Raw genomic sequence first — 14,917 nt, 5'->3', positions numbered from 1 at the left:
AAAAATGGGGTAGCGACCAGCGCTACCCACATATTTGTTAAAATTATAGCTTTATTATAGCCAAGCTTTTAATCCATATTGATCTTCTAGCATACCAACAGCAAGCATAGCAACTAAACAGATAATAAAGACAGTGACAGGAATAATAATTTTATCCATGAATGACAAGCGTGATGCACGTTCTTTGTCGCCAATTAATCCGTTGTTATCTAGGAACATGGTTAATGCCCAAGCTAGCACTGGGTTAGCGACGATAGATGCAAAGATACAGATACCCGCTGCTTGTGAATCTTTTGTGTCACGCACCATCTGCATACCTGCTTCAAGTAAAGGAAGCGATACACCGACAAGCAGCGCGACGCGCATGACTGGTGGCCATACAGCAACGTCCATTGGGAAACCAAGAATCGCAACGATAATACATAGAGAGCCTAGAAGAATCGCACCTGCCGGAATTGGACGTTTCGCGATAGCCGCTGGGATCATGTAAGTTCCCCAAGATGACGTGATGTTACCGCCACCAACAGCAGTACCGACCATCTGACGGAAAGAACACATCGTCATGGTGTCATCCACGTCCATCAGTACTTTTTCTGTCTTACGTGGGTAGTTCATTTCCTGGAAGATACGGTGGCCAAGGAAATCTGGTGACCACATCGCAACAGCAAGAATCGCGAATGGTAATGATGCGATAAAGTGCTCTGCAGTTGGTAAACCAAGCATCCAACCTTCCTCGGTGCTGCCCCACCAGTAAACTGGATTAAGGTTTGGCAGACCTGTTTTTGTCTCGAATACAATGTCAAAGCCAGCACCAAGAACCAGCGCAATCGCAAGACCGGTGAATGCACACACTGGAATTGCCAACCAACGTTTGTTGATTTTCGCAAGATAAGCATAGATAGCGACGGTGATACCAAGAACAACAAAGCCAACGTAACCCATGCTACCAGCGGCAACATCGGCAGACTCCAGCCCTGTTGCCCAGGATTGAATGGAGTTGATTTGGCTAATCGTACCTGTTAGGCCTAAGAAAATAAGCAAACCACCGGCGGTGCCTTCAGAAGTGAGGTTGACGAGTTTTGAGCCGCCTTTAAAAAATGAGAGTAGAAGACCAAAAATACCGATCAGAATGGCAAGAGCAAGAGGGTGAGCACCTGCTAGAGCGATAGTACCGATCAATGGAATCATTGGGCCATGGTTACCGGCGAGGTTCGCTTTAGGGTTAAAAACACCTGAAGCTAAAATACAGAAAAGAAGAGCAGGGATCAGCATTTCGACACGAGCGACTTCAATTGCGAACTCTTTGGTCAAATGCACATGATCCCATGCTTGGGTTAAACCTTCAGCCCAAGACATCATTACTGCAGAATACATTGCAATAATGCCGATAGTACCCGCAATAGCTGGAACAAAATCTTCAAGCTCAAAACGGAAATCACGACCTGGCAAGTTTAAGCCGAAACGACGTGGCTTCATGATTTGCAGTTCGTGGTCTAGATAGTCTGAACGACTGGCGAACTCAGATGCTGGACGATGAAGCTCACGGTAGCTTTTGGTCTCGATATCTGAATCAGAATGCGCTTTATTCACTGCGTCTGACATAGATTCCTCATATATTTTAAAGTTATGAATTCTTAAGTATGAACTCTTAAATAAGTGCCAGTGTTGTGTCGAACTGAAGTATCTCAATCGGACAGTCGTCGCCGGCGGTCATTAGACTTGTAGCACTCAATTTACGTGCTTAAGCATAGCCAATAACTGATTTATAACGTTGCTATTATTATGATTGTGCTGAGGCACAGGAAAATCCTCATTTTATGGCTGGAGTCTATCAACATAACTATAAAGAGTGATTGATTTAGATCACTTTAGAACTATATCTGAAACTTTGCTACAAAACGGCGGGTTGCGTCGATCATATCGCGCTTAAGTGTGTAATTTCATTACATAACTTGAGTTGAGTTAGCGTTATCAGGTCACATTTCACATATCAATGAAATATCCCCGGATGTTCTATCGGGTGGTGAAAACTTGGCTTCATTTTTGCTTAGTTCCTAAAAATGACGAATTTATGGCTATCTATTGCCGCTTGACTTATTTAGGAAGAAGACATGAAAAAGCTCAAAATAGTGCCTTTAGTGGCAATCATCTCAGGAATCATGGTCGGTTGTGGCGGAGGTGGCGGCGGTGGCGGCGGTGCGCCTCAAACTCAGTACAACTTTACGTTCGTAACACCTAAGACACAGACGTTAGATAGCAACGGCTCTTGTACTATCTATGATCGTAATACAACTAATGGTGTTGTGGAGGTCCTGAATTATCATAGAATTGGTGGAGTATTAGATACTCAGCTTACCGCTTATTACTCTGATGCGTCGGGTAACCGTGTTGGTGACTTAGTGACGGCAAGTAACGATAAATTGACGATTATTCGCCAGTCTATACCAGATGGCGGTAGTGTAACGATCCAAGAAGTGGACGGAACGGTCATTAACGCATTAACGTTTACTAAAGCGCTTCTAGAAGCAGATTCTTCACTACGCAACGTATACCTATCTGCTCAATCGAATGTTAGCAACACTACTTGTTTGACTGGTAGCAATGATGCAATGGTCAATAAAAGTAACCTAGACTATAAAGCTGCAGAAGACGCATCGGGTAATCCGTTCTCAACGTTTTACTTCGATTCTCAATATGACACCGTTGAAGCAAACGAATCGCGTTTTACTAATGGTCAAAAGTTATCCGCAGTAAAAGATGAAAAGACCATGGTTGCTCAATATAGAACCGGTTCACGAGCATCTTTATATCAGTACGGATTCGATGGTTGGAACGATAATCGAATGGTGTTTGCAGGAAACCAATCCACACCGTCTGTCAGCAATTCGGGCATCAACTTTAAAACGATTGATATCGACGCCATTTACCGCAACTTTTCTTATCGTTTGGCTGAAGTCGCGAAAGGGAATGCTTTTTACCATCCAGACAGTTTGAAAGGTGATCAATGGGCCTTTAGCGTCGAAGGCACAATTGCAACCAATGGTTGGAATGCGACTTACACTGACGTGGTATCAGACGACTGGCGCGTTGTTGTAGATGAATCTTCATTATTCTCGGTTAGCAATACCCAAAATACTAAGCCAGGTGTATCAAATGGCAATGTTTATGTGCGTGACAGTATTGCTCTAGGCGATGAAAATGGTTTACAGCGTTTGACCTACCAACAAGGGAAAAGTGTAAATTCGGTGCCATACATTGTTCGACATTCAGTTTACTCATTGATCAGCGGTAAGGTTGTTGTTCCTAAGTTGGACTACTCAAGTATTTCTGGTATTAGTGGGCTAGTGGTATCAAGTGGTTCAAACATGACGCAAAGTTATGTGTTTACTGAAGATCAAAGTGACTTAAAAGCAACAGACTTTATGACTGCGTTTGCCAACGAAGACGGCACGAGCACGACAAAAGATGCATTGGGCATTGTGATGAATGAACAAGAAGTTAGAAGCGTTAATAACCGAATGGCCAAAACGAAGACATTACGCTTAGAGCGCACTAATTAGTACTCGTATTGATTGACTAAACTAGAACCAACTAACACTTTTATAATTTATCTAGCCCCTAGTTTTAGGGGCTTTTTTATGTCAAATATTCAAGAATAAAAGCATATGTCGCTATATTTTGCATAAAAATTTGGATATCATGTCTTTCTATTCGAGTTATCTAGGTTAATGATTTGTTGCAAGTTTATGAGCGTGATGCTACTTTGTTCCAAATTAGATGGGCGGAGTCCCGTAAAGCAGTGAAAAGACACAGGGAGTTAAGCGCATGAATGATGTACCAGCGCTAGATATAAAAAACCTGCACAAAACGTTTGGACAAAACGAAGTCCTAAAGGGTATTTCTCTTGCCGCGCACAAAGGCGACGTTATTTCTATTATTGGCTCTTCCGGCTCAGGCAAGAGTACTTTTCTTAGATGTATTAATCTATTAGAGACACCAACAGCCGGAGATATCTGGGTAAATGGTGAGCTCATTCAGATGAAAAATAACCGCTCTGGTGAACCCGTTCCTGCCAACGAAAAACAAGTTCAGCGCATTCGATCACGTCTTGCTATGGTGTTCCAAGGTTTTAATCTTTGGTCGCACTTAACCGTGTTAGAAAATGTTATTGAAGCGCCTGTTCATGTTCTAGGGGTGCCAAAATCTCAGGCTATTGAAAACGCAGAACTATTACTCAAAAAAGTCGGTTTATACGAGCGTAAAGACTATTACCCAGGTCATTTGTCTGGTGGTCAGCAACAGCGTGCCGCTATCGCACGTGCCCTGGCGGTAGATCCAGAAGTCATGTTATTCGATGAACCAACGTCTGCACTAGATCCCGAGTTGGTCGGAGAAGTGCTCGGGGTGATGAGAGATTTGGCAGAAGAGGGGAGAACCATGTTAGTGGTGACGCACGAGATGGCTTTCGCTCGTGATGTGTCGAGTCATGTCATGTTTCTTCATCAAGGATTGGTTGAGGAACAAGGTGACCCCGCTCAGTTGTTTACCAACCCAGAGTCAGAGCGTTTAAAACAGTTTATCTCTTCTATTTACTAGAATCTTTTCAAGTACGAAGGATCGAGTACAAGGTTTTTTGAGCGGCATTCTTCTGCCTCTTGAAATAAACACAACAAACAATACGAAATAAAATATAAATCACAGGAGTATGGAAATGAAAAAGTGGTTATTAGCAGCAACGCTTGCTGCAACAGCAGTGTCCGGAATTGCACAAGCGAAAGAATGGAAAACCGTTCGTTTTGGCATTGAAGGCGCCTATCCTCCATTTAGCTGGACAGAAACGGATGGATCTTTGAAAGGCTTTGATGTCGATATGGCGAATGCCTTATGTAAAGAAATGCAGGTTGAATGTAAGATCGTTGCGCAAGATTGGGATGGCATCATTCCTTCACTGTTGGCGCGCAAATACGATGCAATCATTGCGGCTATGTCAATTACCGACGAGCGTAAAAAGAAAGTCGACTTTACTGGCAAATACGCACTGATTCCAAATAAATTCATTGCTAAAAAAGGCGCAGGTCTGGACTTTGACAATCTAGACGGTAAGAAAATCGCGGTTCAACGTGCGACAACGCATGACAAATACTTGACTGATAACTACGGCGATAAAATTGATATTGTACGTTATGGCTCTTTCGATGAAGCATACTTAGACCTTGCAAACGGTCGTGTTGCCGCAGTATTGGGTGATGCATCAGCGTTAGAAGAAGGTGTGCTGAAAAAAGAAGGTGGCGATGCGTATGAGTTCGTTGGCCCATCACTAACAGATCCGAAATGGTTCGGTGAAGGTTTTGGTATTGCGGTGCGTAAACAAGACAAAGATCTGACTCAGAAACTTGATGCTGCGATTCTATCTTTACGTGAGAAAGGTGTTTACCAGGAAATCGCAAGTAAATACTTTAACTACGATGTTTACGGCGAATAAGCGGTAAACAAGCGACCGTTGGCTTGTTCCTAGAGGTAGCCAGCGGTCGATTTTTTTAGTCTAGGGACTAGGAACTCACCTATGCTGGATTTGCAAGGATACGAAGCGTCCATTTTTCATGGCGCTTTATTAACCATCGAAGTCGCCGTACTTTCTCTGTTACTTGCGGTGGTTTTAGGCATGTTGGGTGCACTCGCCAAACTGTCATCTTATAAATGGGCAAAAGCTGTTGCCACTCTCTATACCACCATTATCCGTGGTATCCCAGATTTGGTTCTGATGATGCTGATTTTCTTCGGTGGGCAAATACTTTTAAATAACAGCCTTTATTCTATCAATGAGACGCTAAATGGGTGGTTTGCGTCTAGCGACTCAAATCATGAATGGACATCATACTTACCAGATTATATTGATGTCAGTCCTTTCATCGCTGGTGTTTTGACCATAGGTTTTATTTTTGGGGCCTACATGGCGGAAACGTTTCGTGGCGCGATCATGGCCGTCGACAGAGGTGAACTCGAAGCTGCGAAAGCCTATGGCATGAGCGGGGCTATGTCATTCAGAAGGATTCTGTTACCACAGATGGTGCGTCACGCATTGCCTGGCTTTGGAAACAATTGGTTAGTGCTTCTTAAAACCACTGCACTGGTCTCAATTATTGGCTTAGAAGATATGGTGAGGGTCAGTTCTTTAGCGGCGGGCTCGACTAAAATGCCATTTACGTTCTATATGGCGGTAGCCATTATATTTTTATTCTTTACCAGTGTATCGACAGGCTTACTCAAGCTTGTTGAGCGTAAATTCAGTATTCATACGAGGTAAATTATGGACTTTTCACTGATTATTGAAAGTTTCCCGATTTACCTTAACGGTCTTTGGACAACAGTTTGGTTGGTAGGTATTTCACTGATCATTGGGTTGTGTGTCTCCATTCCAATGGCAATCGCTAGAAACAGTAAGAACTATTTATTGAGCTTTCCATCTTGGGCGTTCATTTACTTTTTCCGTGGGACCCCCTTACTTGTACAGTTGTACCTTATTTATTACGGGATGGACCAGTTTTTCCCAGTGAAGGACACGCTCTGGGAGAACGCGTGGTTCTGTGCACTTGTGGCGTTTATTTTGAACACGTCGGCTTACACTTCGGAGATCATCCGAGGAGCGATTAATGGTTTACCTACAGGTGAGGTTGAAGCCGCGAAAGCTTATGGGATGAGTCCGTTTATGACTTATCGCCGCATCATCTTACCGAGTGCGCTTCGAAGAGCGTTACCTGCCTATTCAAATGAGGTGATTTTCATGCTTCATGGTAGCGCAGTCGCTGGGATTATCACGATTATGGACTTAACTGGTGCCGCTCGATTAGTGAACTCACGCTACTACGCGCCATTTGAGTCATTTTTAACGGCTGGGTTGTTCTATATGATGCTGACATTCATGATTTTGTGGTGTTTTAAGCAAGCTGAACGACGCCTACTTGCTTATACGAGACCGCTGAGTTAAGTCGGAAAGTAAACGAAGAGCGCCATTACGGCGCTCTTCGTTATTTATAGCCTGTAAGCGCAAGGTTATCGCTTACAAGTGTAAAGTCTATTCAAATGTTGACCAGATTGGCGCGTGATCAGAAGGCTTTTCTATCCCGCGCAGTTCGTAATCAATGCCAGCGTCAATACACTTCTCCGCAAGTGATGGTGTCGCTAGAATAACGTCAATACGCAGACCACGGTTATCATCGAACCCACGTGAACGATAGTCAAACCACGAAAATTGATTGTTTACGTCTGGGTATAGATTGCGAAACGTATCTTCAAACCCCCAATCAAGTAAAGCCTTTAGCCACTCACGCTCTTCTGGTTGGAAAGAGCATTTGCCCGTTTTTAACCAACGTTTGCGGTTCGGTTCTCCAATACCAATATCTGCATCGATAGGGCTGATATTAATGTCACCCATCACAATTAACTGTTCATCGTTGCTGTGGTGCTCATTCAAATAGGTCATCAAATCCATGTAGAACTGTCGCTTATATGGAAATTTAGTTTCATGGCTGATGTTGTCGCCTTGAGGGAAGTAACCATTTAATACGGTTACTTTCTCGCCATTCTCATCTTCAAAAGTTGCCATGATCATGCGCTTTTGATGCTCTTCGTTGTCCGTTGGGAATCCCTTCTGAACATGAATCGGCTCTTGCTTACACAGCATTGCGACGCCGTAATGGGCTTTTTGACCATGAAAGTACACTTTGTAGCCCATCGCTTCAACATCTTGAAGTGGAAACGCCTCGTCATGAACTTTGATTTCTTGAAGACCAATTACGTCTGGCTGATGCTTATCGATAAGTGCTTGCAGCTGGTGGAGTCGTGCACGTAGTCCATTGATGTTAAAGCTGATGACTTTCATTATTTATCCTTCTAATGGGCGTATTTGTCGTAAATGGTGTTCTGGCGCGTTTGTTCCAAAAACGGTTATTGTTCCAAAAACGGTTATTGCGCAAAAAACGATTCGCGCTTGCGGAGCAAAAACGCTAGCTTTGACTAGACAACTTATTTTCTAGATCCGTTTGTACTATTCTCAGCGCTTTTAATGCGACTTGAGGATCGATCTCGTTTGATTCTAATAAATAGATTAAATCCACGGCAAGTTTGACTTCTTCCGGTGCATTTTCTAACGGCGAGGTAGGTTGATCAGACATACTACTGATGTTTTTCCCTGTAAGTAATTTGGTTTTCTAGTTTGAGTAATGCCGCTTCACAGCGCGCCAATCTTTGCTCGGTAGCCAGCAGCACTTTTTGGGCCTCAGCACGCTGAAAACTTGTTGCACTGGCCAGAGCGCGCTCTTTATCCAATACCATTTCGCGCAATCGTCGTGCCCACTCCTGATGTTGGGCAAGCTCTTGATATAGTGCGTTGATTGGTTTTCGGAAGTGACTACTGTGCTTGATCTCATTTTTGCGTATTTTTGTGGTTGAGATTTCGCGCTGCATCGCGCTGATTTGAGCAACTAAACGTTCGGTCAGGTACTCAGCCCTCTGCGAAGTGAGCATATTCTCAGCTTGTTCACGCAAAATTGTCGCTAACGTCGCTTTCGCTTCTTTAACGCAAGGCGTTAGCAATCGTGACCGACAACTGAACAAGCGTTCGTCAAATAGCGGGACATGATGTTCTCCACGTTGTCGATCTAATACCGCAGCCTGCTTAGCCATGTGATCTAAATTTTGTGAAAGTTGCTCTATGTTCATGCCAAACCTACAAACCAAGCCTCATACGCGAGCTTTATGGCGAGAATGCTAACAACGGTAACAAATACAGGGCGAATAAACTTAGAGCCAAATCGAATTGCGGAGTGCGCCCCAACAAATGCACCTGCCATTAAGCACACGCCCATGGTTAAGCCTAGCACCCAGTTTATGTGGCCGAGTAGTGCAAAGGTGATCAGAGAGGTAAAGTTACTGGTGAAATTCATTGCTTTGGCGAGACCAGAAGCCAACAGAATGTTGAGACGATAGAGCGCCATTGAACTCACTGTCCAAAAGGCGCCGGTCCCTGGTCCTGCTAAACCATCGTAAAAGCCGATGGACAGTCCCTGCACATACTGCTTTTTATTTAACAAAGGACAAGGCTCAGGAATAGGACTTTGGTGAGTGGATTGCGGTGTTTTATGAAAAACAGTATATAAAGCAGCAGCCAGAATGATTAATGGCAGCACTTTTTCTAACCAATCTGTACTGATGGCATCGACACAAAGTGTGCCTAAAGTCGCCCCAATCAGTGTGGCTATAAATGCTCGACCCCAGCAACGTGGCTGGAATAAACGCTTTCGATAATAGGTAAAAGCTGCCGTCGAAGAGGCAAAGGTTGCTGCAAGCTTATTGGTGCCAAGTGCAATGTGAGGAGGCAGACCTAAAGAAAGCAGTGCAGGTACTGTGAGCATGCCACCACCACCGGCGACCGCATCAATGAATCCAGCAATAAAAGCGACGAGCGCCAACACCAACAACATGGTTGGCTCAATCATTTCCATAAATGGTTATTCTTCTAATATTCGATGTTACGTTTAAATGGTGGCAGAGAGTCAATTAAGGCTTGGCCATAGCGTTTTGTGACGAGGCGTCGATCAAGAATGGTTACTCTACCAGAATCTCTCTCTTTGCGCAGCAGCCTGCCGACACTCTGAATCAGCTTCTTACTTGCATCTGGCACCGTAATTTGCATAAACGGATTGCCGCCTTTCTTTTCTATATATTCAGAATGCGCTTGTTCTACCGGCGAGGTCGGAACGCCAAACGGGATCTTGGTTATGACTAAGTTTTCAAGTAACTCTCCTGGTAAATCAAGACCTTCCGAAAAACTACCGGTACCAAACAATATGCTAGTTTTATTTTTTTCTATCAATTTTTTATGTTTTTTTAGAATTTCTTGGCGTGAGCTTTCGCCTTGTACTTGCAGTGCCCAACCTTTCTTTATAAAACCCGCTGAAAGCGCTTCAGCGACTTGGTTCATTTGCCAATAAGAGGAGAATAGTACTAAGTTTGCTTTATTGTCCTGCAAATACTTAGGCAAAATCTCGATAAGATATTCAGTAAATTGAGGGGCGGGTGGCTCATACTTCATTTTTGGAATAAGTAGCTCCGCTTGATTCTGATAATCAAACGGAGACGCTAGTGCTAAAAATTGCGTGCCTGACTCAGGTTTCGCATCGACCCCTACTTGGTGGCAGAAGTAGTGAAATGAATTGAGCGCGCGCATGGTCGCTGATACCAGTACCGCACCAAGGCATCGGCTCCAGATTTTCTGATCCAACTGCCAACCAATTTCTAAAGGAGAAACGCTAACGATGAAGTCGCCTTCCCGATCAGGATGGGTTTCGAGCCACCTTGCTAATGGGGCGCCTTTTTCCCGGGTTGGCTCTGCCATCAAATGCCAAACTTGGGCTAAGTTTTCCAGTCTTTGAATATAAAAGCCTAATTCTGCTAATGCAGGTTCAGCAATTCGATTCGCTAATTCGCCATCTTTTACTTTTTCTGCGATCAGATCCGCTATTTTGGCGACACTTTGGTTGGCCTTTTTGCTGGCTTGTTTCAGTTCTTTTGACTGGTTTTCGAGCCATGAGGGGAGTTCTCCGTGTTCGAAGCGATAAATGCCTTGCTCGAAATGGACGGGATCAAACTGCTTTGTTAATTGAGTCAGCGCTGGTATTAAATCCTGCACCGATTCTTGCAGTTCATTACGAAAGCGAGAGACACGCTTTTCGTCTGCTAACGCAGAAAATTTACTGATCGATTGATTCAACTTCTCTAACCACGCAGCGGCACCTTTTAAACTCGCAGAGGCGGAGGCATGGTCGCGTGCGACATGAGGCAAGTGATGTGCTTCATCAAACACATAAATCGTATTTTCTGGTTCGGGTAAGATGATCCCACCCCCCAAATCTGCATCGGCCATAACCAACGAATGGTTGGCGATGATGACGTCATTTTTGTCTAACTCTGAGCGAGCTTTTTGAAACGGGCAGCCACGATGTGAGGGCATACTGTTATTACAGCTGTGCTTATCACTGACGATCAGTTGCCACAGTTTATCGTCGATAGGTTTAGGCCAAGAATCTCGGTCGCCATCCCATTTGCCTTGTGCAAGGGAACGGTACATGGTGCCGAGCAATTCAATGTCTTTCTGTTTAGGTTTGGTTTCAAACATCGCCAACTGACCGCCATCGACGCCACTTGCGGAAGCCAGTTTTTCAGCGCAGCAATAACGCTGACGACCTTTTGCCAATATAAATGAGAACTCTCTATCAGTTAGACGACGAAATAGCGGCAAATCTTTATTCATCAACTGTTCCTGTAGAGCGACCGTTGCGGTAGATATCACCACTTTACGGTTGTTGTGAACAGCAACAGGTATCGCTGCCATAAGATACGATAAAGACTTACCAATTCCGGTTCCGGCTTCAGCGACCAGTATACGATTGGACTTATGGTATTGACCGCAAAGCGTCTTTGCTATTTCTGCAACAAGATAATTTTGCGCTCTTCTTGGCACAAAGTTATCGAGTTGGGCTTGCAGGTTTTGGTAGCTCGTACGAATCGATTTTTGAATGTTACTGGTCAGCATGGGGGCCTCAAATGCGTTAGAGGCGCATAGTAGCACACATCACTAGATGTTCTGTAGTTCACAAAATTGAATGCTTTTCTGGATAATGTCGATCTTGTTCACAAAAAAATATTGAACCTTCCAAGAATTGATATAATTTCACTGTGTGAAAAATATAAAACTTCACATGCCGCATGTTGTTGGGGTTTTGTGTTTTAAGGTTTTATTTTTTTTCTGTTTTTTAGTGAAATATTCTAATTTGTTCCGTGTGATTAAATTTTTAAAAATTGAGAAAACTGCTCATAAGTTAGCCCTCTGCAGTGTGAGTTTGTTTTTATCTTTATGAAAAATAAGATTTTTTTGTTTTTTTATGTTCTGATTTATAAAATTTGACAGCCAGAATAATCTCTTGCAATCTTATCCGCAGATTCTAGGAATGAATTGTTTTAACAAATAGTTAAAGGTCATTACCTAGATAAATAAAAAAAGGGAACCGGAAAAGGATATCCCGAACTAAGAAAAGGCAGTGGATTAATTATGAAAAAGACTCTATTAGCATTAGCAGTTGCAACTGTTTCTACTTCTGCGCTTGCAGCAGGCAACATCTACGATGACGGCACTACAGCATTCAACGTAAAAGGTGAAATCGATACTTACCTAAGTACTGCTGAATCAACAACTACAGCAGCAGGTGTGAAGACTAAAAACACTTCAGATCTTGATGTAGACCTATGGGCAAAAATCCAAGTTGATGCTACTCACAAGCTAAGCGAAGGCGTAAGTGCATTCGGTTCTTTCGAAATTGAAAACGGCAACGGCTTTAACGGCTGGGAAGGCATTATTGATGATGACCAGTCAATGAAAACTGATGACCTTTACTTCGGTTTCAATATCGGTGACAACTTCGGTATCGCTGCGGGTGAAGTCGGTGACTTCGGTGACTCTCTAGACGCAATCACGCTAGATAACACAAACGAAGGCTTTGGCTACATGGATGACTTCGTAAGCTCTCTAGAGTCTGCTGGTCACGCTATCTCTATGAAGTACACTACTGGTGGTCTTAAGTTAATCGCTGACTCTTACCTATCTTCAAACGAAGATGAAGATGTAGCGTACGGTGTGTCTGCTGAATACGCATTCAACGATGCATTTAAACTAGGTGCAACTTACCAAGACCAAGGCAACCGTGGCAAAGGTGATGATCATCAGATCATGGGTGCTAAAGCGGGTCTTACTCTAGGTAACTTCGGCGCTGCAGTAAACTACGTATTCGAAAATATCGACGGTGCTTCAGATCTAGATACAATCTCTGCTGCTCTTGACTACAAACTTGACAAAGCACGTCTATACACTTCATTCGGCTTCACTGACGGTGATAACGACGAAGAGATCAACTACTACACGTTGGGTGCTGATTACGCAGTATCTAGCAACATCCTAGCGTTTGCAGAATACTCTGACGTTGAGAACAAAGCTGACGACAACAACAAAGTTGAAGCTGACGGTTTTGTTGCAGGTATGTACTACACATTCTAATCACTTGATATCAAGTTGAATGTAAATAAAAGGTCGCTTTATGCGGCCTTTTTGATTATATAGATGCACTGTAAGCGTTATACCCAACTGAGCTCAAATGTTGAATTTACAACGTAATAAGTAGGTATGTAACGCGTAGCGTTAGCGAAACCTTGAGGTTGTTTGGGTATAAAGCTTAATAGAAAAAAGGGTTAAATCATGAAACGCACAATTTGGACTTCGATTTTAATGACGCTTTCCGCATTGAGTTTGCCGAATGCATATGCAAATACGGATTTGTTGACGGAGCTGGATGCAGCTCAAGGGGTTGAGGTACTATTTATTAACAGCCAAGATGCAAAACAGATGGATGCACCGATCATGCTGGCAACGGGAGCAAACCAAATCGTGTTGCGTATGAATAAGATGGTGGGTCGGGGCGATCAGCGTGGTAACTTTACCTCAGCACCATACATTCTTACTTTGGATGTTGATGGCGGCGAGCTGGAAATCGATGGCCCACAACTGAACGATGTACTGCAAGCTCGAAGAGTGTTTGAAGGTGATACGATTGATTGGAATGTCAGCCTGAATGACAGTGATGTAAATTATGAACAAGTCAAAATGGTGGGTAAGAAGGGTACGTTTCCGTACTCTAATCTTGACGAACAACTGGCGATTTACAACGCAGCCAATGGCATCGGTTTCGCGGGCACTGCCAGTGCACCAGTGGTGGCAACGAGTATCGCCAATGGCACTCAACAAGCAACTCAATCTGCCGCTCAAGATAGCCTGAATATGCAAAAATCGAAAATGTCGTATTTAAAACTGTCGCCATCAGAGCGTAAAGCGTTTCGTAAGTGGTTGGTTGATCAGCAGTAATATTCTCGGCCTCATTCGTAAATCTAATTTTAACAAGCCAGTTGCGTTAGCGGCTGGCTTTTTCGATATAGAAGCTAGCCTAAAGCGCTATCTCTTTCCATTCCCCAGGCTTTAGAGCCCCCAAAGTAACGTCACCCATGGAGTAACGTATTAGTCGTAGAGTAGGGAAACCTATGTGGGCTGTCATACGGCGGACTTGGCGGTTTCTTCCTTCAATAATCGTTATTGCCAACCAGGTAGTAGGAATATTGGCTCGAAAGCGCACGGGAGGTGTTCTTGGCCAAATATTGGGTTCAGCCATCACTTCAACTTTGGCAGGCAAGGTCATGCCGTCTTTGAGCTCCACACCTTCGCGTAATCTATCTAGATCTTGCTCTTGAGGCGCACCATCGACCTGAACCCAATAGGTTTTAGGCGATTTCGATTCAGGTTGTGTGATCTTGGCTTGCAAAATACCGTCATTGGTCAAGATCATTAAGCCTTCACTGTCGCGGTCTAATCGACCTGCCGCGTAAACATCTTTCACCGGGATAAAGTCCGATAAAGTTTTACGACCTTGACCATCGGTAAACTGACTCAATGTGTCGTAGGGCTTATTAAACACAATCACTTTGCGATCTTTTGGAGCAATACGTGGTTTGTTTGTTGTGCCAGTGCGGGTAGCCCGTCTACGGTGTTTTGTTTGTGTTTCTGAACGGCTTTGGTGTCCGGAACGTTTTAAATGCTCTGCTTTTGGCTGGTTCGTGCGGTGGCCTTTTCTTTGGCCAGTACGAGATGACATGTTAACTACCCTGCAAAAATGTAAATGAACTGTGTTTGAAAGTTTTAAATTTCCTTATGATCAGATATCATTTGCGCGCCTAAAACTTACAAAACGCACGAAATGATAGACTATTTCGTGACAATTGTTTAATTATATAACGGCACTCAAGGATTCAGAATCACTACAAC

Annotated in this window: 14 protein-coding genes; 7 read left to right on the top strand and 7 right to left on the bottom strand. The window is 43.6% G+C overall.

Going from position 1 to position 14,917, the window contains the following annotated elements:
• Positions 1-54: 54 nt before the first annotated feature.
• Entirely contained in the window at positions 55-1,602 is a 1,548-nt protein-coding gene (locus ONE56_RS08810; RefSeq protein WP_041154889.1) for a DUF3360 family protein, read from the bottom strand.
• A 509-nt stretch (positions 1,603-2,111) separates the two neighbouring features.
• Between ONE56_RS08810 and ONE56_RS08805 the strand changes: the two genes are divergently transcribed.
• The 5 genes from ONE56_RS08805 (at position 2,112) to ONE56_RS08785 (ending at position 6,985) form a co-directional block, all read left to right on the top strand.
• On the top strand, positions 2,112-3,560 hold the full coding sequence (locus ONE56_RS08805; RefSeq protein WP_041154888.1) for a hypothetical protein: 1,449 nt from the start codon (positions 2,112-2,114) through the stop codon (positions 3,558-3,560).
• A gap of 265 nt (positions 3,561-3,825) precedes the next feature.
• Entirely contained in the window at positions 3,826-4,596 is a 771-nt protein-coding gene (locus ONE56_RS08800) for an ABC transporter ATP-binding protein (protein ID WP_041154887.1), read from the top strand.
• 115 nt (positions 4,597-4,711) lie between these two features.
• On the top strand, positions 4,712-5,482 hold the full coding sequence (locus tag ONE56_RS08795) for an ABC transporter substrate-binding protein (RefSeq protein ID WP_041154886.1): 771 nt from the start codon (positions 4,712-4,714) through the stop codon (positions 5,480-5,482).
• An 81-nt stretch (positions 5,483-5,563) separates the two neighbouring features.
• The gene (locus tag ONE56_RS08790; protein WP_423839684.1) at positions 5,564-6,304 is read left to right on the top strand and encodes an ABC transporter permease; all 741 of its coding nucleotides are present in this window, start codon (positions 5,564-5,566) and stop codon (positions 6,302-6,304) included.
• Positions 6,305-6,307: 3 nt separating this feature from the next.
• Positions 6,308-6,985: an ABC transporter permease gene (locus ONE56_RS08785; protein WP_331437372.1), complete on the top strand. Its 678-nt coding sequence runs from the start codon at positions 6,308-6,310 to the stop codon at positions 6,983-6,985.
• Positions 6,986-7,072: 87 nt separating this feature from the next.
• On the opposite strand, the gene xthA is transcribed toward ONE56_RS08785, so the two are convergent.
• The 5 genes from xthA to dinG all read right to left on the bottom strand — a co-directional run bounded on the left by xthA (position 7,073) and on the right by dinG (position 11,590).
• Entirely contained in the window at positions 7,073-7,879 is an 807-nt protein-coding gene (gene xthA, locus ONE56_RS08780) for an exodeoxyribonuclease III (protein ID WP_423839683.1), read from the bottom strand.
• Between the two features lie 124 nt (positions 7,880-8,003).
• The gene (gene rsmS, locus ONE56_RS08775; protein WP_423839682.1) at positions 8,004-8,171 is read right to left on the bottom strand and encodes a pleiotropic regulatory protein RsmS; all 168 of its coding nucleotides are present in this window, start codon (positions 8,169-8,171) and stop codon (positions 8,004-8,006) included.
• A 1-nt stretch (position 8,172) separates the two neighbouring features.
• Complete coding sequence (locus tag ONE56_RS08770) at positions 8,173-8,718, bottom strand: primosomal replication protein (protein ID WP_423839681.1); 546 nt, start codon at positions 8,716-8,718, stop codon at positions 8,173-8,175.
• A complete protein-coding gene (locus ONE56_RS08765) occupies positions 8,715-9,500 on the bottom strand; it encodes a sulfite exporter TauE/SafE family protein (protein ID WP_331437375.1) in 786 nt (261 codons plus the stop codon). Before ONE56_RS08765 ends, ONE56_RS08770 begins: the two co-directional genes overlap by 4 nt.
• Positions 9,501-9,514: 14 nt before the next feature.
• The gene (gene dinG, locus ONE56_RS08760; RefSeq protein ID WP_041154879.1) at positions 9,515-11,590 is read right to left on the bottom strand and encodes an ATP-dependent DNA helicase DinG; all 2,076 of its coding nucleotides are present in this window, start codon (positions 11,588-11,590) and stop codon (positions 9,515-9,517) included.
• Between the two features lie 516 nt (positions 11,591-12,106).
• On the opposite strand from dinG, the gene ONE56_RS08755 reads away from it, so the two are divergent.
• Both ONE56_RS08755 and ONE56_RS08750 read left to right on the top strand, forming a co-directional pair.
• Positions 12,107-13,105 carry a porin gene (locus ONE56_RS08755; RefSeq protein WP_423839680.1) on the top strand — a complete coding sequence of 333 codons (999 nt, stop codon included), beginning with the start codon at positions 12,107-12,109 and terminating at the stop codon, positions 13,103-13,105.
• Positions 13,106-13,303: 198 nt separating this feature from the next.
• Positions 13,304-13,966 (top strand): DUF2057 family protein, encoded by a 663-nt coding sequence (locus tag ONE56_RS08750; protein WP_423839679.1) that lies wholly within the window; start codon positions 13,304-13,306, stop codon positions 13,964-13,966.
• A gap of 79 nt (positions 13,967-14,045) precedes the next feature.
• Here ONE56_RS08750 and ONE56_RS08745 read toward each other — a convergent pair whose 3' ends face one another.
• On the bottom strand, positions 14,046-14,747 hold the full coding sequence (locus ONE56_RS08745) for a pseudouridine synthase (RefSeq protein WP_423839678.1): 702 nt from the start codon (positions 14,745-14,747) through the stop codon (positions 14,046-14,048).
• Positions 14,748-14,917 lie beyond the last annotated feature (170 nt).

The sequence above is a fragment of the Vibrio mytili genome (genome assembly GCF_049563345.1).
Classification (GTDB): domain Bacteria; phylum Pseudomonadota; class Gammaproteobacteria; order Enterobacterales; family Vibrionaceae; genus Vibrio; species Vibrio mytili.
The sequence above is the reverse complement of the archived record's forward strand: the minus strand, read 5'-3'. Positions and strand labels throughout refer to the sequence as shown.

Coding starts and splice junctions, on each gene's coding strand:
- xthA (WP_423839683.1), bottom strand. CDS start 7,879: ATGAAAGTCATCAGCTTTAACATCAATGGACTACGTGCACGACTCCAC.
- ONE56_RS08810 (WP_041154889.1), bottom strand. CDS start 1,602: ATGTCAGACGCAGTGAATAAAGCGCATTCTGATTCAGATATCGAGACC.
- ONE56_RS08750 (WP_423839679.1), top strand. CDS start 13,304: ATGAAACGCACAATTTGGACTTCGATTTTAATGACGCTTTCCGCATTG.
- ONE56_RS08770 (WP_423839681.1), bottom strand. CDS start 8,718: ATGAACATAGAGCAACTTTCACAAAATTTAGATCACATGGCTAAGCAG.
- ONE56_RS08795 (WP_041154886.1), top strand. CDS start 4,712: ATGAAAAAGTGGTTATTAGCAGCAACGCTTGCTGCAACAGCAGTGTCC.
- ONE56_RS08790 (WP_423839684.1), top strand. CDS start 5,564: ATGCTGGATTTGCAAGGATACGAAGCGTCCATTTTTCATGGCGCTTTA.
- ONE56_RS08755 (WP_423839680.1), top strand. CDS start 12,107: ATGAAAAAGACTCTATTAGCATTAGCAGTTGCAACTGTTTCTACTTCT.
- ONE56_RS08805 (WP_041154888.1), top strand. CDS start 2,112: ATGAAAAAGCTCAAAATAGTGCCTTTAGTGGCAATCATCTCAGGAATC.
- ONE56_RS08745 (WP_423839678.1), bottom strand. CDS start 14,747: ATGTCATCTCGTACTGGCCAAAGAAAAGGCCACCGCACGAACCAGCCA.
- rsmS (WP_423839682.1), bottom strand. CDS start 8,171: ATGTCTGATCAACCTACCTCGCCGTTAGAAAATGCACCGGAAGAAGTC.
- ONE56_RS08785 (WP_331437372.1), top strand. CDS start 6,308: ATGGACTTTTCACTGATTATTGAAAGTTTCCCGATTTACCTTAACGGT.
- ONE56_RS08800 (WP_041154887.1), top strand. CDS start 3,826: ATGAATGATGTACCAGCGCTAGATATAAAAAACCTGCACAAAACGTTT.
- ONE56_RS08765 (WP_331437375.1), bottom strand. CDS start 9,500: ATGGAAATGATTGAGCCAACCATGTTGTTGGTGTTGGCGCTCGTCGCT.
- dinG (WP_041154879.1), bottom strand. CDS start 11,590: ATGCTGACCAGTAACATTCAAAAATCGATTCGTACGAGCTACCAAAAC.